Source organism: Thermodesulfovibrionia bacterium (assembly GCA_030646035.1).
Lineage (GTDB): Bacteria > Nitrospirota > Thermodesulfovibrionia > UBA6902 > UBA6902 > JACQZG01.
The window spans coordinates 1-17,960 of the sequence record JAUSMY010000058.1; the positions used below are offsets into that span (position 1 = coordinate 1).

The window sequence follows — 17,960 nt, forward strand, 5'->3', positions numbered from 1 at the left end:
AGACCCCTTATGAGGCATACTGGAATCTGCCTATTGGCGGATATAGGAAATCAGAACAGCTTTTGGAGGCGGCATGATGGCCGGTGCATTCCACCTTAAATCAGCCCCTAACCTGTCCAATGGATGGGGTCCACCTCTGAGTATATTCTTCATAGTATTTGGGAAATATTTCCTGCAAGTATTTTAATTGCTCATTCAAGTTCCACTCAATCCCTGTGCCGTCGTATATTTTTTCAAACACACTTGAGTCTAGTTCGTAAGTTACTGGAATAGGAGAATAAAAGTGTGCAGGAGTTATATGTAATGAGAAATATTTTTCCCAAAATTTAAAACTCTTTCTTGAAAATAAGTGTAAAGCTTTTATCAGACCATCCTTGTTGCAATTTCTTACCACTTTGCTGATGATTCCATTTTTCATAAGTGATTCTCCTGGTTTGGGATGATAGTTTATGCGCTCCAACAATTAATATACTGCCAGCCGTATTTGCTGGAATAGAAAAAGTATAGTTGTATGAATAGAAAAATACAATCACAAAATGTATATCATTAGGATGCGCTTTTGAGGGAGGCTGAGGAGGAGTTTGGGAGAGGGTGAAGGTTTTTCCAGTTTCAGTTATTGTTTCTTAATTTCTCATTCTCCATCTTAAGTTCAGCCATCTTTAATTCCCTGTTGATAGCCATATCATAAAATGCTTCAAGTTCCTTCATTCTGTACAGGATCTCATTTTCCATCTTCTTATGTATTGTAATGTCTTTCACAATGTGTATCACACCTTTTGTGGAATTGTCACTGTTGAATAGCGGCAATGCCTTGATCTCCAGATGCATATTAAGGTGTGGTTCAAATATTTCTACGATAGAAGGCTTGCCGCTTTTAAGGCAATCGCAACTTGGGCATTCTTTTGGCGGGGTATTACTCCCGTGGTAATTCTCATAGCATTTTTTCTTTAAGATCTCAGCTGAAGATGTTTTAAGCAGTTTTTTAGCTGAGCTGTTGGCTGCGATAATATTGTAGTTATTGTCGTGTATGGTGACCATGTTGCCGAAAGAGTCTTCCCAGTCAAGGATCATCTGCTCAAATGATTTTTCCATCTTCATAGTATCGCAGTCCGTTTTTCGCTTCCTATCACAGTGATCCCGGAAGGGTCGGTGTATGCTCTCCAGTATGGTTTTTTACTTCCGATGCCGATATGCACATCTTCTTCGATAATATTGTATGAATCAACTATCACCTTGTTCAGTCTGCATCCTTTCTTGAGCACAACGTGATCCATGATTATGGAATCCCTCACCTCTACGCCGTCTTCAATGATAGCGCCGCGTCTGATGACGGAATTTATTATCTTGGCATTCTTCACAACAGTGCCTTCGGCGATGAGGCTGTTGGTGATATTCCCAGCCAGTATCTTTGCGGCAGGCAGAGCGCTTCTTGAGGGATGTATGGGCCAAAGGTCGTTCTGTATCTCAAAGACCGGTTCTTCTCCGAGCATATCCTGATGCGCGTCCCAGAAGGATTTGATTGTGCCGACATCCCTCCAGTAGCCCTTTTCTTCATAAGGCTTTGTCCCGGGAATTACATTGCCGGCAAAATCATATGCAAAGAGCTTTGCATTGTTATTAAGAAGGTTAGGCAGCACATGCGAACCAAAGTCATATTCCTTCTTTTGATGCGTCTCTCTCAATGCCTCGATGAGCGTATCTGTATTGAAGATATAATTGCCCATTGAGCAGTATGCATTGTTGGGGTCGCCGGGTATGGGCGCGGGGTTTGCCGGTTTTTCATCAAAACTTCTTATCCTTCCGTCAGGGTCGGCGGCGATAATGCCGAACTGGCTTCCCTCTGCTATGGGCACAGGCCTGGCTGCCACTGAGACCTCTGCATCATGTTCCATATGAAAATCGATCATCTGCCTTATGTTCATGCGGTATATGTGGTCAGCTCCGAAGACCGCGACCATTTCAGGTTTATGAAGGCGTATGAGGTTCAGGTTCTGAAATACAGCGTCTGCAGTACCGAGAAACCAGTCAGGGCCGAGCCTCATCTGGGGAGGGACGACTGTGACGAAGTGTTCCTGTATGACGGAAGAGAGAACCCAGTTTGCCCTTACGTGTTCGATGAGCGACTGAGACTTGTACTGGACAAGGAGATAGTTGGAAAAGATCTTTGAATTGATCATATTGCTCAGGACAAAGTCGATTATCCTGTAGCTGCCTCCGAAGGGCACGGACGGTTTGGAACGCTCAAATGTGAGGGGGAAGAGCCTGTTGCCTCTTCCTCCTGCCATGATTATCGCAAGAATTTTCGGATGCGCCATATCTTATCCTTTCTCCAGCTTGGTATTGATATACAATATCATACAGATGACCTTCCATACAGCTTTGTCATGTACTTAAGTTTTTTTATCAGTAAAGGTTCTATCGCTTCTTCTGAAAGCCTCCATTCCCAGTTGCCTGTGGTAATTCCCGGTATGTTCATCCTATCTTTCTCCCCGAGGCCGAGAATATCCTGCATCGGGATGATAACTGTGTCTGCGACAGACATCATGGCAAGCCTGATGAAGTCGCTATGGATAGTTCTTGATGATGCCTTATGCCCGATATAATCTGAGATTCTTTGTTTCCCTTCAGCATCAACCTCATTTTTGAACCAGCCTTTGATAGTGTTGTTGTCATGGGTGCCGGTGTAGGCCACGCAGTTTTTTGTATGATTATGCGGGGCGTAAGGGTTGGTTGCTATGTCTTGCCCAAATGCAAAGAGAAGCACTTTCATGCCCGGGAATCCGAACTTCTTCATGATCTCTGTCACATCAGGGGTGATGATCCCAAGGTCTTCGGCAATAATGGGTAATTGCGGAAAATGTTTTAAAAGCGTGTTAAAGAAATCTTCAGCAGGCGCTGCGATCCATCTTCCGTTCACAGCGGTCTTCTCGCCTGCTTTAACCGCCCAGTAGCCGACAAATCCCCTGAAGTGGTCAAGCCTGAAGAGGTGAAGAAGCTTCATATTATGCTCTATCCTTTTTATCCACCATGAGTATCCGCTCTCTTTAAGCGCGTCCCAGTTATAAAGCGGATGTCCCCATAACTGTCCTGTCTCGCTGAAGTAGTCAGGAGGCACGCCCGCTACAAGTGAAGGTTTCTTCTCTTCATCCAGTATGAATATCCCGGGGTTTGCCCATACATCAGAGCTGTCATAATTTACATAGATTGGGATGTCCCCCAATATCTTTATGCCTCTGCATTCGCAGTGATCCTTCAGAGACTGCCACTGTCTGAAGAAGAGATACTGCAGAAATTTCAACTTCAATATCATGTCGCCTGACCTTCCGGCCCATTCGCTTAAAGCATCTTCATTTCTGTCCCTCAACTCCTCAGGCCATTTACTCCAGTCGATGCCGTCGTACTCTTTTTTTATCGAAATGAAGAGGCTATAATCCTCAAGCCAGTCCGAGTTCTCTCTGCAGAAGTTCTGGAAATCATGATGATGGGAAAGTCTGTCTTTGTTTTTTTCAAAAGCCAGGCTGAATATAGCATCTTTATATTCAGTAACTTTCTGATAATCCACCCTGCCTTTGGGAAATGCCGGAGGATTCTGAATTTCATGCTCAGCGAGAAAGCCGTCCCTTGCCATGAGTTCCGGGCTTATCAGAAGATGATTTCCTGCAAATGCGGAAAAGCTGCTGTAAGGAGAATTTCCGTATGCCGGGCATATCGGGGTCAGAGGGAGTATCTGCCAGCAGCTCTGCCCTGCCTCCGCAAGAAAATCAGCGAATAAATAAGCAGCCGGCCCGAGGTCTCCTATGCCATAGGCTGAAGGGAGGGATGTGACATGAAGAAGGATGCCGCTGCCGCGTCTCATCAGGTGACCTTGATATGAAGATAATAGCCTAACTTTCTAAATGCCTCTACCCATCTCTTTGCAAATTCATCGCCGCCTTTTGCTCTCTCTTTCATGGTTATGTAAGTTTTCTTGGAGATCATGAAGTACAGGTTCTGCGCCTTCCAGAGATCCATGGTCAGAGATAAGGGGTTCAGTATCCTGAATGCGTTATCTATCAATTCAAAGAGGCGCAGGTCTTCAGGCTCATGGCTCAGCTTTTCCATCAGGCTGTTCACCCATGAACTGATCGAGAAGCCGATTGTTGCCGAGTCGATCTTCAGCGACCATTTCACAGCCTCATCAGCCAGGCTCTTAAGCTTCTCAAGGTCCAGTTCTTCTCCGGTATCAAAGATCTTTTTCAGGTCGGTATTAAGGATATACTCAGTTGCGGCTGAAAAAGGCCTCGGCAACCTTACTTTCAGGCTGTGAAAGAAGTTCATTACAGCGTAGTGGTTCTCATAGATCTGGCGGTATGATGCCTCGATGCTTGCGTATGTCAAACGCAGTATCTGGTTCAGGATCTTTCTCTGCTCATCTTTAAAGAGGTGCCAGATCGAATAGATATTGCCGCCGAAGTGTTTGTCCATGAACCTTATGACCTCATGCATATCGCCTCTGTCAAACGCGGTTTGTATCTCGTTCTGCATGGCTGAGAAGTCTTCATCGCCAATAAAATATTCAGCACCTCCGCTGATGTTGTGGTCGCCGAGATGGAGCACGGCAAAATTGATCGGCTTTTCCTCCCATGTTATATTGGAGCGGATGACCGCTTTTCCGGTTGCAAGCTTAAGTTTGCCGGCCTCTGTTTTGTTATATGACACATTTTCCGCGATATAGCAGAATAACTCTATGTGCGAATTGTATTTCTCAAAGAAAGAAGAGATGCCGTAGTGCGCGCCGACCCTGAGCAGGTCGGTCCTCGCTGGTTTTACGTAGAGGTCATAGACTCTGGCGGCGTTCCCAAAGACATTGCTCGGGGTCTCGCCGAGCCTCATCAGGTAGTCAGCCTCGAGCGTGAGGCCGAAAAGGTCTTCCGCGTATTGGATCGCCCTTGAAGCGTACTGCATGGTCTGAACCCCTTCAATGCCTGATACATCATCAAAGAACCAGCCGCAGCTCGTGTACATGAGCATGGCATTTCTCTGCATCTCAAGAAGGCCGAGCGCCTTCACCTTTTCTTCTTTGGCAAGCTCTTTGCGGGCATGGCTTTTAAGATAGTTCTCTACATTCGGCACAGACCTGTCAAATACCGCATCGATATAACCGTCTCTTGCGCCCCACGGGTCTTTGAAATAATTTGATGCCTCACTCTCAAAAACTTTAACGAGCGTGTCCCTAAGGCTGTCCATGGCGTCCCTTAAAGGCCTTCTCCATTTCTGGTTCCAGTCATGATGCATCCCTGTGTTGCAGCCGCAGTTGCTTCTCCATCTTTCAACGCCGTGAATACAGCTCCATGAGGAGTTTTCAATTATCTCAACCGCATGGGTTGGAGGGTGTTTTTCAAGGTACTCGCCGTAATTCGTTATCTTTGCCAGGTTATTTGACTCAATATAATGCAGGCAGTATGAGAGCGCCATGTCTCCGAAGCGGTGGTGGTGCCCGTAGTTCTCTCCATCAGTCGCGATATGCACGAGCTGAGGCCGGTTCCTCTGGTCATTAAAAGCGGAGAGCAGTTTTCTGGCGAATCCTTCCCCGTTCTTCAGCAGCCCTGCAAAGGAGACCTCCTGGGCGATAGGCCCGTCATAGAAAAAGATGTTTATGCTTTTGCCCGATGGAAGCATGCAGAGATACGGCATTGTCGGGTCGATCCTTTCTCCGCTAACATCAAGCCAGTTGGGTGTATCTCTTTTGCGTATCTTCTGTGCCTGACGAGGAGACAGGATAGTGAACTTTATCCCGAGCTCAGCGAGTACTTCAAGTGTCTCTGTATTGACCGCAGTTTCCGGAAGCCACATGCCTTCAGGAAACCGCATAAACCTTTTCTCAAAGTCTTTTATACCCCAGACTATCTGTGTGCGCATATCCCGCTTATTGGCAAGAGGAAGTATCATGTGGCTGTACGCCTGAGCGATTGCTGAGCCGTGGCCTGAGAATCTTGCGATGCTCAGCCTGTCAGCCTCAAGGATCGCCTCATAGACATCAGATTTGCGCCTCTCCAGCCAGGTCAGGAGGGAAGGGCCGAAGTTGAAGCTGCTCTTTGAATAGACATTGACTATCTCTATGATCCTTTCCTCAGGGTCGAGTATGCGGGACGCGGCGTTAGGGGCATAACATTCAGCGGTTATCCTCTCGTTCCAGTCATGGTACGGATATGCCCCGTCCTGAAGCTCAACCTCTTCAAGCCAGGGGTTCTCCCTCGGCGGCTGGTAGAAATGCCCGTGTATGCAGATGTATCTATCCATTATTTATCTTTCAGCTTTTAAAGAATAAGACGCTGAGCGGAGGCAATGTCAAAGAAAGAGAGTGATCCTTTCCATGCATAGGAACCGCATTGGCATCGGCTCCGCCGGAATTTCCCATGCCGCTCCCGCCGTATATCGAGGCGTCGCTGTTCAATGACTCTCTCCAGAAGCCTCCCCTCGGGACTCCCACACGGTAATTGAATCTCGGCACAGGTGTGAGGTTGCATACAACAAGAAACATATCTCCGGATGATCTTCCCTTTCGGGTGAATACCAGGATGCTCTCCTCCCAGTTCTGGGAATCGATCCATTCAAATCCTTCGTTTGAAAAGTCGATCTCATGAAGCGCAGGCTCTGTCCTGTAGAGCCAGTTCAGGTCCTTTACCCACTTCTGTATCCCCTGATGTGAAGGGAATTGAAGCGCATGCCATTCAAGGCTCTCATTATGTTCCCACTCTTTCCACTGGGCAAACTCGCATCCCATGAAGAGGAGCTTCTTTCCCGGATGGCCGTACATGTACCCAAAGAGAAGCCTGAGGTTGGCTGAGCTCTGCCATTCATCTCCGGGCATCTTGCCGATGAGAGCGCCTTTGCCGTGAACTACTTCGTCATGCGAGATCGGCAGGACAAAGTTCTCAAAGAACGAATACCAGATGCTGAAGGTGATCTGGTTATGCTGATATTTGCGGTGGACAGGGTCATTGGAAAAGTATTTCAGTGTGTCATGCATCCACCCCATATTCCATTTCATGCCGAACCCGAGGCCGCCCACGTAAACAGGCTTTGATACCATGGGCCATGCTGTTGACTCTTCTGCAATGGTCTGGACATCAGGGAAGGCGGTATAAACCGCTTCATTCAATCTCTTCAGAAAGCTTACAGCGTCCAGGTCTTCATTTCCGCCGTATATGTTAGGTATCCATTCCCCTTCTTTTCTCGCGTAGTCCAGATAGAGCATTGACGCCACTGCGTCCACTCTTATCCCGTCGATGTGATATTTATCAAGCCAGAAGATAGCGCTGCTTATGAGAAAATTCCTAACCTCGTTCCTGCCGTAATTAAAGATGTAGCTCTTCCATTCCTGATGAAAACCTTTCTTCGGGTCTGAATGTTCAAACAGACAGGTGCCGTCAAAGTACGAAAGGCCGTGCGCGTCAGACGGGAAGTGTGAAGGCACCCAGTCAAGTATTACGCCTATGCCGTTTTGATGGAGATGGTCTATCATGTACATGAAGTCCTGAGGTGTGCCGTACCTGCTGGTTGGAGCAAAGTATCCGACCGTTTGATATCCCCATGAGCCGTAAAACGGATGCTCCATTACAGGCAGGAGTTCAACATGGGTAAAGCCCATCTCCTTAACATATTCCGCGAGTTGATGAGCCGTCTCACGGTAGGTCAGATATCTGTTCCCATCTTCAGGCACGCGCCTCCACGAACCGATGTGGACTTCGTATATGGAATAAGGCGCGTCAAGCGCATTGTTCTTGTGCCTCTCTCTCATCCATTCGCCGTCTTCCCATTTGTAATCCAGTTCCCATATCCGTGACGCGGTCCTGGGAGCGCGTTCAGAGTAGACAGCAAAAGGATCGCCTTTGTCCATGCTGTAATTATCAAGCCTTGAGACGATATGGTATTTGTATACAGTCTCCTTTGCCAGGCCCGGGATAAATCCCTCCCATATACCGGAGCCGTCCCAGCGCGGGAAGAGCTGATGAGACACTTTATCCCATCCGTTGAAATCGCCTATCACCGAGACCTTCGCGGCATTCGGAGCCCACACGGCAAAGAGCGTCCCGTCTTTGCCGTCAACCTTCATCAGATGGGAACCGAGCTTGTCATAAAGTCGGAAATGGTTTCCCTCTTTAAAAAGATAGATGTCCTCTTCTGAAAAAAGGCTGACCCCCGCAGTCACACTTGCTGTTTTGTTAGTTGTAAGTTCTTTCATAGTGTCTCTTATTATATATTTATCATGAAATATATCAAAACGTAATCGTAAATCAAGGATGGCTCTTGCATTATGTTGAATAAATTCAGAGCGAAGATTAATTCCTTAATTTTACATTTTTTCTCACTTGTGCTAATTTTATTAAACTTAAAACTGATACTGAAACATAAGGAGCAATGATGAAGATAAAGAAGATAGTTCTTGCATATTCAGGCGGGCTTGATACCTCGGTAGCTATAACATGGCTTAAGGAGACCTACGGGTGCGAGGTGATAGCTTACTGCGCTGATCTCGGGCAGGAGGAGGAGCTGACCGGGCTTAATGCAAAGGCCCTGAAGACCGGCGCTTCAAAGGCTTATATAGTTGACCTGAGGGAAGAGTTTGTCAGGGATTTTGTATTTCCGATGCTCAGGGCGAATGCGGTTTATGAAGGCACATACCTTCTCGGCACCTCGATAGCAAGGCCTCTTATAGCAAAGAAGCAGATAGAGATCGCAAAGAAGGAGAAGGCAGACGCGGTCGCGCATGGTGCAACAGGCAAGGGCAATGACCAGGTGAGGTTTGAGCTTACATGCTATTCGCTTATGCCTGAGGTAAAGATCGTCGCTCCATGGAGGGAATGGGAGTTTGATTCAAGAGAGTCTTTGATAGCATATGCCAAAAAACATAATATCCCTGTGACAGCCACAAAGAGCAAGCCTTACAGCACCGACAGGAACCTCTTTCACATCAGTTATGAGGGAGGAATTCTGGAAGACCCGTGGGCTGAGCCGCCTCAGAATATGTTCACATTATCGGTCTCTCCTGAGAAGGCGCCTTCAAAAGCGACTTACATAGAGATCGGCTATCAGGACGGCAACCCTGTTTCAGTTAACGGCAAAAAACTTTCACCTGCAAACCTTCTTAAGGAACTGAACACAATAGGCGGCAGGAACGGAATCGGCAGGGCGGATATCGTTGAGAACAGGTATGTCGGCATGAAGGCAAGAGGTGTATATGAAACACCCGGCGGAACGATACTTCATACAGCTCACAGGGCTGTTGAGTCGATCACGCTTGACAGGGAAGTCATGCACCTGAGGGATTCGCTTGTCCCAAAGTATGCGGAGCTTATTTATAACGGTTTCTGGTTCTCACCTGAGAGAGAGGCTTTGCAGTCACTTATAGACCATTCACAGAAGGGCGTGACAGGCACGGCGAGGTTAAAGCTTTATAAAGGCAACTGCACCGTTGCCGGAAGAAAGTCGCCTAAGTCCCTATACAACCCTGAACTCGCGACATTTGAGTCTGAGCAGGTCTATAACCAGAAGGATGCCGAGGGGTTTATAAAGTTAAACGCCCTGAGGCTGAAGATAAGAGCAAAAATAAAATAAAGGCAGCCTTTTCTCTTTTTTAAATCATGTCCGACCTTAAAAATTATCTTGCCCTTGCTCTTCTGCCTGATATCGGTATGGTACTCGGCAGGAGGCTCATGTCTGTCTTTGGAAGCCCTGAGAAGATATTTTGCGCCTCTCATAACGACCTGAAGAAAGTAGAGAACATCGGAGAGAACAGGGCAAAGAGCATAACTGAGTTCAACTGGGAGAGGGTCGATCAGGAGATAAAGAAAGCAGAAGAGAATAATATAACCCTGCTTTGCATTGAAGATGATGCATACCCTGCCTCAATAAAGCTCTTTCACGATGCTCCTTTTGTTTTATATGTAAAAGGCGAGATCAAGGAAGAGGATAAATATGCTGTCGGAGTTGTCGGCTCAAGGAATGCTACAAGCTACGGCAGGCTTGTGGCAGAGAAGATGAGCTTCAGTCTGGCAAAGTTCGGGCTGACCATTGTAAGCGGCATGGCGATGGGGGTGGATTCAGCCGCTCATAACGGAGCGCTGAAGGCCTCCGGCAGGACGATAGCGGTGATGGGTTCAGGGCTTGATGTGCCTTATCCTCATTCAAATAAAAAGCTAATGGATTCAATAGCTTCATCAGGCGCGGTTGTCAGCGAATTTCCCTTCGGCACGCCGCCTTTGAGGGAGAACTTTCCAAGGAGGAACAGGATCATAAGCGCGCTTTCACTTGGTTTGCTCGTTGTGGAGGCCGCAGTTGACAGCGGTTCGCTGATTACAGTACGATATGCCCTCGAACAGGGTCGGGACGTCTTTGCGGTGCCCGGCAATATAACATCAGGAAATTCACGGGGTACAAACGCGCTTATCAAGAACGGCGCAAGGCTTGTTGAGGATGCGGAAGATATCATCAGCGAGTTGAGGCCGCAGATAAAGGGCATACTGAGTGAAGACAGGATACTGACCCAAAAAGTGCTTCCTCAGCTGAGCGAAGTTGAGAAGATGCTCTTTGGATGCTTGACAACTGAGCCGAAACAGGTAGATTTAATTATCAGGGAGAGCAGGATCGCGACCCCAAAGGCTCTCTCGGTTCTCTTGAACCTGGAACTCAAAGGCATAGCAAAGCAGATGGAAGGGAATATGTACTCCCTGAATTAATAGAATATTGAAGAACTTTAACCTAATATTATGAAATCATTATTAATAGTTGAGTCACCCGCAAAGGTAAAGACACTGAGTAAATTTCTCGGCAAGGACTTTACCATTTTGCCTTCTATCGGACATGTCAAGGACCTTCCCAAGAAAGAGCTTGGGGTGGATGTTGATAATAATTTCCTGCCTCAGTATGTTGTTATCGACGGCAAGCAGAAGGTCATGAAGGATTTGAAGAAGGCGGCAAAGGGCGCCGGCAGGATATTTCTTGCCCCTGACCCTGATAGAGAGGGTGAGGCGATAGCGTGGCACATCGCAGAGGAGCTTAATGTCGATTCTGATAAAGTGCTCCGGGTCGTATTCAACGAGATAACCGAGAGGGCTGTCACTGATGCGATAAAGAATCCGCGCAAGCTCAATATGGACCTTGTCGATGCGCAGCAGGCAAGAAGGGTGCTGGACAGGCTTGTGGGTTATAAACTCTCTCCGCTTTTATGGCGCAAGATCCGCCGTGGACTCAGCGCGGGCAGGGTGCAGTCTGTTGCTCTCAGGCTTGTTGTGGACAGGGAACGCGAGATAGCCGCTTTCAACTCTGTGGAGTACTGGAGCATTACGGCAAATCTTGAGGGAAGCGCGCCTCCTGCTTTTGAGGCGAGACTTATAGAAGTTAAAGGCAAAAAGGCTGAGATAGGAAATGAATCTGAGGCAGCGGTAATTCTTGAAGGGCTTAAAGGCAAGCACTTTACAGTCAGCAAGGTTGAGAAGAAGAGCAGGAAGCGCTCTCCTGCCCCGCCTTTCATAACCAGCACGCTTCAGCAGGAGGCGTCGAGAAAATTAAGGTTCGTCGCGAAGAAGACGATGTTTGTCGCGCAGAAGCTTTATGAAGGACTTGAGATCGGCGCCGAAGGTTCGGTAGGCCTTATAACCTACATGAGGACCGACTCGGTAAGGGTTGCAAAAGAGGCTCAGCAGGAGGCAGGTGAGTTTATAGAGAAAGAGTTCGGCAAAGAGTATCTGCCTGCAAAACCGCCTGTTTACAAAAGCAAGAAGTCGGCACAGGACGCGCATGAAGCGATAAGGCCCACATCGGTCTTCAGAACGCCTGAAAGTTTAAAAGGGCATCTTTCAAGTGAAGAGTTCCGCCTTTATACTCTTGTATGGAACCGCTTTGTGGCAAGCCAGATGAATCCAGCACAGCTTGAGCAGACCTCGGTTGACATAGCGGCTGACAAATATAATTTCAGGGCAACCGGCACTGTCGTCAAGTTCCCCGGCTTTATGAAGATCTATATCGAGGGGGTTGACACTGATGCTGAAGAGGAAGGGCTGCTCCCATCTCTTGCAGAAGGCGATAAACTGAAGACATTCTCAATCACGCCGAAACAGCACTTTACCCAACCCCCACCAAGATATACCGAACCTACTCTCGTCAGAGACCTTGAGGCAAAGGGAATAGGAAGGCCGAGTACCTACGCTACCATCCTTTCAACGATACAGGACAGGAAGTATGTTGATAAGGAAGGCGGCAGATTCAAAGCAACGGAATTGGGGTTGGTCGTCAATGACCTCCTTGTCGCAAGGTTTGCCGAGTTGATGGATTACAACTTCACTGCAAAGATGGAGGATAATCTCGATAAGATAGCTGAGGGCGCATTTAAATGGACCGATATTGTGAATGATTTCTACCGGCCTTTTGACAGGCTCCTTGGTGAGGCTTTGGAGAATACTGACAGGGTGAAGCCGGCGGACATTCCGACTGATGAGGTCTGTGAGAAATGCGGCAATCCCATGGTCATTAAGTGGGGAAGGCACGGCAGGTTCATCGCATGCACAGGCTATCCTGAATGTAAGAACACAAGGCCGCTTGAACCTGAGGCTGGAGAGGCTGCTGCAGCTGAGAAGACAGATGAGAAGTGTGTAAAGTGCGGCGCAGACATGGTTACCAAGGTAGGCAAGTTTGGAAAGTTTCTTGCATGCAGTAATTATCCAAAGTGCAAAAATACCAAACCCATATCGATCGGCATTAAATGTCCGGAAGACGGCGGCGACATTGTGGAGAAGAGGTCTAAAAAGGGCAAGGTATTTTTCGGCTGCGCCAATTATCCGAAATGCAGTTTTGCATCATGGTACAGGCCTACTCAGAAAAAATGCCCTGAATGCGGAATCGGCATCCTGGCGGAAAAGAAGACAAAGAAGGAAGAGGCCCTGGTCTGCCTTAACAAGAGTTGTCATTATAAAGAAGAGATCCATGGTGACAGCGGCGAAGAGCCTGAAAACCTTACTGAATAAAAACCATAAGCGCAGTTCCTTTATCTGTTCTCATCCGTTCCCTTAAGCTCCTCAATAGCCTTTTCCATATCCTCCGGCAATGGCGCTGTAAGCTCAAGTAATTCACTTGTCACAGGGTGCTTGAACTTTAGAGAGTATGAATGCAGCATCTGCCTGTCAAATCGCAGAGTTTTTGTCGCGAACTTTAATGTTGTTTTTGTGCCATAGGTCTTATCTCCGAGAACAGGATGCCCGGACGAGGAAAAGTGCACTCGGATCTGATGTGTCCTTCCTGTAATTATCCTGACCTTTACCAAAGAAGCAGCCTTGAATACTGAAACAACCTCATAAAGTGTGAGAGCTTCTTTGCCATTTCTTGTTTTTGTGGACATCTTCTTTCTGTCTGAAGATGACCTGCCTATTTCAGCGCTGAACTCCCCGCTCCTGTTTTTAGGCGTACTGTATACAAGCGCCATGTAGTATTTCTCGACATCTTTATTCTTGAACTGTTCGATAAGGTTAAAATATGCCTCGTCAGTTTTGGCAACAATGATCAGGCCGGAGGTCTCCTTATCAAGGCGGTGCACTACTCCGGGGCGTAAAGGCGCTCCAACAGATGCCAGTTTCCCGCATCTAAAAACAAGGGCGTTCAAAAGCGTCCCGCTGCTGTTCCCTGCAGCCGGGTAGATGACCATGCCTTGGGGCTTGTTAATAACAATAATATGCTCATCCTCAAATACGATATCTAAAGGAATATCTTCAGGTATCAGTGCGGAAGGCGGCTCATCCGGTATTGTAATATCTATAATATCTCCCGGCCTTATGCGACATCCCGGCTTCTCAGGTTTTGAATTTACAAGTATCGCTCCATCTTTGATGAGCTTTTGTACAGATGAGCGGGTAAGTCTGCATTCTGATGAGATAAAGGAGTCAAGACGCTCCTGCCAGGTCTCAGGGCTGACGGTGATATTCATTTTTTTCATGTGAATAGTTTAGCAGTTTCAGCAGCTATTTTATGATTGTTAATCAAGGGATATTAAATGTTTTTGCTTTTTGGCCAATAAAGTGATTTAATTAAAATAAATCAGAACCTATTGAAGGAGGTTTTACATGGCTGAAGAAAAGAAGAAGAGGATAGCGATCATTGCATCAAAGGGTACCCTTGATATGGCATACCCTCCGCTTGTGCTTGCATCTACTGCGGCATCTATGGATGTTGAGGCGACTATATTTTTTACCTTCTACGGCATTGATATTATTAACAAGAAGAAGTATGGAAAGCTGCAGGTGGCCCCGATCGGCAATCCTGCAATGCCTTCGCCCATGCCCATTCCGAATATCATCGGCATGCTGCCGGGCATGACGGCCATTGGTACGATGATGATGAAGAGCATGATAAAGGGGATAAACTGGCCTACAATACCTGAGTTTGTCGATATATGCCTGCAGTCCGGCGTGAAGATGATGGCCTGCTCCCCTACAATGGAGATGACAGGTGTGAAAAAAATAGACCTTGTGGACGGTGTAATTATTGCAGGCGCGGCTGATTATCTTGATTTTGCGCTTGATGCAAATATAAGTCTCTTTATTTAATGTTCAAAGGAGGTTGATGTGGATGCTGACAGGATAGTTGATTGCAAAGGGCTTAACTGCCCGATGCCGGTTATCAAGACAAAGAAGGCCATCGAAGAGATGCAGCCGGGGCAGATCATCAGGGTGGAGGCTACTGATAAGGGTTCTCTTAATGACATGCCCGCCTTTGCAAAGAGGACCGGTAACGAGATAATTGGATCCAGTGAAGAGAACGGCGTATATATTTTTTATATAAAGAAGGCATAAACCTGAATCTGGTATCAAGCCGGGGATATCAATATCTGAGCTTGACAAGTGATACGCAAGGAGTTAACTTGTCTGAAAGATTATTTCAGGCCAAACAATATAAAGGAGGATTTCCCTATGAAGAAGATGTCTGATTTTAGAAGTTTTATGTTTAGTTTAGTTGTCCTTGTATCACTCATTCTGGTTGCAGGCAGCGCGTATGCAACTAACGGTTATTTTTCTTCCGGCTACAGTATTAAGAACAAGGCGCTTGCAGGAGCCGGGACCGCGCTGGCACTTGACACAATGTCTGCATCTACCAACCCTGCGGCAATGGCCTTTGTCGGTGACCGTGTCGATGTCGGTCTTTCATTCTTTAATCCTAACAGGGGATATACTGTCAGGGGCGATGCAACCTCCGGATTTACTCCAGGGGTTGACTGTAATTACCCTGGCGCTCCTCTTAATCTTGGGCCACCATGTCCTTTCGGCCTTGCCACCGGCACGGTTGAGAGCGGAAAGGAATGGTTTGTCATCCCGGGCTTAGGATATAACAAGATGATGAATAAGGACTACTCACTTGGAATTTCTGTTTTTGGCAACGGCGGGATGAATACTGATTACGGCACAAATACCTATTTGGGTTCTGATCCGACAGGGATTGACCTCATGCAGTTGTTCATAGTCCCTACCTATGCGAGAAAGATAAATAAAGATCATGCATTTGGCCTCAGTCCGGTTATTGCTTACCAGAGATTGGAGGCAAAAGGACTGGAGCAGTTTGGAACATTTTCAAGTGAGCCGACAAAGCTCACCAACAAAGGGTATGACAGTGCATACGGCATAGGCGCAAGGGTCGGATATTTGGGAGAGGTTCTGCCAGGGCTGCATGTCGGCGCTTCATATCAGACAAAGATCATGATGAATGAGTTTGATAAGTATGCAGGGCTTTTTGCAGAGCAAGGCGATTTTGACATCCCATCTACATGGAATATAGGGCTTGCCTATGATGTTACACCAGCATTGACAGTCGTATTTGATGTGCAGGAAATATACTATAGCGATGTGGATTCAGTAGGCAACACTTTCAACCCTCAGATGAATACCTGTTTTGGTAACCAGCTTGGAGGCTCCAGCACGTCTGAAATACCCGAGTGCCTCGGCAATGATCAAGGCGCCGGTTTTGGCTGGGAAGATATGACGGTTTTAAAAGCAGGAGTTCAGTGGGTAAGCAATCAGGAATGGACATGGCGTGCCGGTTATTCATATGCCGAACAGCCAATAGGCCCGACCGAGGTTATGTTCAACATGATAGCTCCTGGTGTTATCGAGCAGCATGTAACAGCGGGTGTTACAAAGAAGCTCGGCGGCAATCAGGAGGTCGATCTTTCTGTAATGCGCGGACTCTCAAACAGCATTACCGGGCCTAATCCAATGGATCCGCCAGATGGTTACTATCCTGGAAGCGGTCAGACAATAGAGCTTGAGATGGATCAGTGGGAGTTCTCAGTAGGATATTCTAAGTCCTTCTAAGTCCTTAGTAAGAATGTAAACCCGAAAGCGTCCCGGATATCCGGGACGCTTTTTTCTTCTGTGTTGACAATAGACAGTTTTCTATAATATCTTTAATATATACTTTGTAATTGTTTAATTAAAAAATATTCAGGAGGTGTTTAAGTAATGCAAAGATCCAATAAGAAGTTAGTCGCATATCTTGTTTCACTATTACTGCTGTTATCACTCTTTTCAGGATTTCAGAATGCGTATGCAAACGGCGCTGTCGCTCCCCTTGTTGAAACCCAGTGGTTGGCTGATAATCTAAAAAAACCGGATATCCGCATCCTGCACATAGGCGAAGTGGAGAATAACTTTAACGCTAAACATATTCCCGGTTCTGTATTTCTGAATGTTGGCGACCTGATGGGATTGCTTGGAAACGGCAGTATGGCTCCTGACAAGGCAAAATTTGAGGGCACAATGAGCAGGCTCGGCATTGACAATGATGCACATGTTGTAATAGTCGGTTCAGCCACAGGCACTCCTTTTCCTGTGACAGCATTCTGGCTCATGAAATCTCAGGGCCATAATAAGGTCAGCCTGCTTAATGGCGGCGTAACAAAATGGGTTAATGAAAATCGTCAGATGACAGGCGACCCCGCAAGTATAAAAACTTCCAAATATACGGCCAAGCCTGACTTGTCTGTATTTGCAGATGCAAAATATGTATTGGCCAATATAAAGAATCCAAAGGTTGCAATATTGGACGTTCGCGGTGCTGATGAGTATTTAGGGGCGAATGCAATAGGGATGAATAAAAGAACAGGACATATCCCCGGCGCTGTCAATCTTGATTCCATGCCGACAAGCAATAATAATGACGGGACGTTCAAATCAGTAAAGGACCTTCAGGCGGCTTATGCGGCTAAAGGCGTTACAAAAGACAAAGAGGTTATCACATACTGTCAGGGCGGTGTTCGTGCTGCAAACACTTATTTTGCGCTCAAGCACATTCTTGGTTACCCGAATGTCAGGAACTATGTTGGTTCCTGGGGAGAATGGGGCGACCAGCTTGACCCTGCAAAATATCCGGCAGAGAAATAATCAGATATTATTAATAAAGGAGGAAATGATGAAGTTAGGCATACTCGTTAACACAGATAAACACGCTGGTGATGTAGTTGGAATAACAAAGGCCGCTCTTGCCAAAGGGCATGAGGTCATTATATTTATGATGGACAGCGGTAATTATCTTTTAGGTAATTCTGATGTTACCGGTCTCTGTGAGCAGGCAGGGGTGAGCATGAGTTTTTGCGACCACAGCGCACAGAAGCTCGGTGTATCTAAAGAGGGGCTTCCAAAGAAGGTATCCTGCGGCAGCCAGTTTGATAATGCAAATATGAACAGCGCGGCTGACAGGGTTATAGTTCTTTAACTTAAGAACTGAGAAGCTAAAACTTTAGGAGGAATTAAATGAAGATATTACATATATTAAATGACGGTCCAAACGAGCTTTCTACCAAAATAATCAATGTTCAGAAACAGGGGAATGAAGTAAAGGTCGTGGAGCTTTCCGGCCTTTCTTATACAGAACTTGTTGATGAGATATTTTCCAATGACAAAGTAGTATCCTGGTAAAAGGCCTAATTCAGAAATTAAAGGGCC

General features: G+C 46.7%; 16 protein-coding genes. 9 read left to right on the forward strand and 7 right to left on the reverse strand.

The window, feature by feature from the left end:
* Nucleotides 1–100: 100 nt before the first annotated feature.
* The 6 genes from Q7U10_10335 to glgB form a co-directional block, all read right to left on the reverse strand.
* Nucleotides 101–418, reverse strand: coding sequence for a hypothetical protein (locus Q7U10_10335; GenBank protein ID MDO8282999.1), 318 nt, complete (start codon nucleotides 416–418; stop codon nucleotides 101–103).
* Nucleotides 419–609: 191 nt separating this feature from the next.
* Nucleotides 610–1,098 (reverse strand): PAS domain-containing protein, encoded by a 489-nt coding sequence (locus Q7U10_10340; GenBank protein MDO8283000.1) that lies wholly within the window; start codon nucleotides 1,096–1,098, stop codon nucleotides 610–612.
* Nucleotides 1,095–2,315: a glucose-1-phosphate adenylyltransferase gene (locus Q7U10_10345; protein ID MDO8283001.1), complete on the reverse strand. Its 1,221-nt coding sequence runs from the start codon at nucleotides 2,313–2,315 to the stop codon at nucleotides 1,095–1,097. Before Q7U10_10345 ends, Q7U10_10340 begins: the two co-directional genes overlap by 4 nt.
* 38 nt (nucleotides 2,316–2,353) lie before the next feature.
* On the reverse strand, nucleotides 2,354–3,856 hold the full coding sequence (gene malQ / locus Q7U10_10350) for a 4-alpha-glucanotransferase (protein ID MDO8283002.1): 1,503 nt from the start codon (nucleotides 3,854–3,856) through the stop codon (nucleotides 2,354–2,356).
* Complete coding sequence (locus Q7U10_10355; protein ID MDO8283003.1) at nucleotides 3,856–6,279, reverse strand: DUF3536 domain-containing protein; 2,424 nt, start codon at nucleotides 6,277–6,279, stop codon at nucleotides 3,856–3,858. The genes malQ and Q7U10_10355 overlap by 1 nt, the downstream gene beginning before the upstream one ends.
* Nucleotides 6,280–6,289: 10 nt before the next feature.
* Entirely contained in the window at nucleotides 6,290–8,224 is a 1,935-nt protein-coding gene (gene glgB / locus Q7U10_10360) for a 1,4-alpha-glucan branching protein GlgB (protein ID MDO8283004.1), read from the reverse strand.
* Between the two features lie 176 nt (nucleotides 8,225–8,400).
* On the opposite strand from glgB, the gene Q7U10_10365 reads away from it, so the two are divergent.
* From Q7U10_10365 to topA, 3 genes are read left to right on the forward strand one after another with little or no spacing between them, the layout of a single operon-like run.
* Complete coding sequence (locus Q7U10_10365) at nucleotides 8,401–9,597, forward strand: argininosuccinate synthase (GenBank protein ID MDO8283005.1); 1,197 nt, start codon at nucleotides 8,401–8,403, stop codon at nucleotides 9,595–9,597.
* A gap of 26 nt (nucleotides 9,598–9,623) precedes the next feature.
* A complete protein-coding gene (dprA, locus tag Q7U10_10370; GenBank protein ID MDO8283006.1) occupies nucleotides 9,624–10,718 on the forward strand; it encodes a DNA-processing protein DprA in 1,095 nt (364 codons plus the stop codon).
* Between the two features lie 30 nt (nucleotides 10,719–10,748).
* Nucleotides 10,749–13,001 carry a type I DNA topoisomerase gene (gene topA / locus Q7U10_10375; GenBank protein MDO8283007.1) on the forward strand — a complete coding sequence of 751 codons (2,253 nt, stop codon included), beginning with the start codon at nucleotides 10,749–10,751 and terminating at the stop codon, nucleotides 12,999–13,001.
* Nucleotides 13,002–13,021: 20 nt separating this feature from the next.
* Here the strand turns inward: topA and Q7U10_10380 are convergent, their stop codons facing one another.
* A complete protein-coding gene (locus Q7U10_10380; GenBank protein MDO8283008.1) occupies nucleotides 13,022–13,963 on the reverse strand; it encodes an RluA family pseudouridine synthase in 942 nt (313 codons plus the stop codon).
* Nucleotides 13,964–14,090: 127 nt separating this feature from the next.
* Between Q7U10_10380 and Q7U10_10385 the strand changes: the two genes are divergently transcribed.
* The 6 genes from Q7U10_10385 (at nucleotide 14,091) to Q7U10_10410 (ending at nucleotide 17,933) form a co-directional block, all read left to right on the forward strand.
* Nucleotides 14,091–14,573 carry a DsrE/DsrF/DrsH-like family protein gene (locus Q7U10_10385; protein MDO8283009.1) on the forward strand — a complete coding sequence of 161 codons (483 nt, stop codon included), beginning with the start codon at nucleotides 14,091–14,093 and terminating at the stop codon, nucleotides 14,571–14,573.
* An 18-nt stretch (nucleotides 14,574–14,591) separates the two neighbouring features.
* Entirely contained in the window at nucleotides 14,592–14,819 is a 228-nt protein-coding gene (locus Q7U10_10390) for a sulfurtransferase TusA family protein (protein MDO8283010.1), read from the forward strand.
* A gap of 117 nt (nucleotides 14,820–14,936) precedes the next feature.
* Nucleotides 14,937–16,331, forward strand: a complete 1,395-nt coding sequence (locus Q7U10_10395) for an outer membrane protein transport protein (GenBank protein MDO8283011.1) — start codon at nucleotides 14,937–14,939, stop codon at nucleotides 16,329–16,331.
* 147 nt (nucleotides 16,332–16,478) lie between these two features.
* Nucleotides 16,479–17,399 (forward strand): sulfurtransferase, encoded by a 921-nt coding sequence (locus Q7U10_10400; GenBank protein MDO8283012.1) that lies wholly within the window; start codon nucleotides 16,479–16,481, stop codon nucleotides 17,397–17,399.
* Between the two features lie 25 nt (nucleotides 17,400–17,424).
* The gene (locus Q7U10_10405) at nucleotides 17,425–17,730 is read left to right on the forward strand and encodes a hypothetical protein (GenBank protein ID MDO8283013.1); all 306 of its coding nucleotides are present in this window, start codon (nucleotides 17,425–17,427) and stop codon (nucleotides 17,728–17,730) included.
* A gap of 38 nt (nucleotides 17,731–17,768) precedes the next feature.
* Nucleotides 17,769–17,933 carry a hypothetical protein gene (locus Q7U10_10410; protein ID MDO8283014.1) on the forward strand — a complete coding sequence of 55 codons (165 nt, stop codon included), beginning with the start codon at nucleotides 17,769–17,771 and terminating at the stop codon, nucleotides 17,931–17,933.
* Nucleotides 17,934–17,960: the final 27 nt, after the last annotated feature.

Bases quoted from the DNA above. Each gene is read 5' to 3' on its own strand.
- glgB (MDO8283004.1), bottom strand. From the start codon at position 8,224: ATGAAAGAACTTACAACTAACAAAACAGCAAGTGTGACTGCGGGGGTC.
- Q7U10_10410 (MDO8283014.1), top strand. From the start codon at position 17,769: ATGAAGATATTACATATATTAAATGACGGTCCAAACGAGCTTTCTACC.
- Q7U10_10385 (MDO8283009.1), top strand. From the start codon at position 14,091: ATGGCTGAAGAAAAGAAGAAGAGGATAGCGATCATTGCATCAAAGGGT.
- topA (MDO8283007.1), top strand. From the start codon at position 10,749: ATGAAATCATTATTAATAGTTGAGTCACCCGCAAAGGTAAAGACACTG.
- Q7U10_10395 (MDO8283011.1), top strand. From the start codon at position 14,937: ATGAAGAAGATGTCTGATTTTAGAAGTTTTATGTTTAGTTTAGTTGTC.
- Q7U10_10365 (MDO8283005.1), top strand. From the start codon at position 8,401: ATGATGAAGATAAAGAAGATAGTTCTTGCATATTCAGGCGGGCTTGAT.
- Q7U10_10340 (MDO8283000.1), bottom strand. From the start codon at position 1,098: ATGAAGATGGAAAAATCATTTGAGCAGATGATCCTTGACTGGGAAGAC.
- Q7U10_10335 (MDO8282999.1), bottom strand. From the start codon at position 418: ATGAAAAATGGAATCATCAGCAAAGTGGTAAGAAATTGCAACAAGGAT.
- Q7U10_10355 (MDO8283003.1), bottom strand. From the start codon at position 6,279: ATGGATAGATACATCTGCATACACGGGCATTTCTACCAGCCGCCGAGG.
- Q7U10_10345 (MDO8283001.1), bottom strand. From the start codon at position 2,315: ATGGCGCATCCGAAAATTCTTGCGATAATCATGGCAGGAGGAAGAGGC.
- Q7U10_10380 (MDO8283008.1), bottom strand. From the start codon at position 13,963: ATGAAAAAAATGAATATCACCGTCAGCCCTGAGACCTGGCAGGAGCGT.
- dprA (MDO8283006.1), top strand. From the start codon at position 9,624: ATGTCCGACCTTAAAAATTATCTTGCCCTTGCTCTTCTGCCTGATATC.
- Q7U10_10405 (MDO8283013.1), top strand. From the start codon at position 17,425: ATGATGAAGTTAGGCATACTCGTTAACACAGATAAACACGCTGGTGAT.
- Q7U10_10400 (MDO8283012.1), top strand. From the start codon at position 16,479: ATGCAAAGATCCAATAAGAAGTTAGTCGCATATCTTGTTTCACTATTA.
- malQ (MDO8283002.1), bottom strand. From the start codon at position 3,856: ATGAGACGCGGCAGCGGCATCCTTCTTCATGTCACATCCCTCCCTTCA.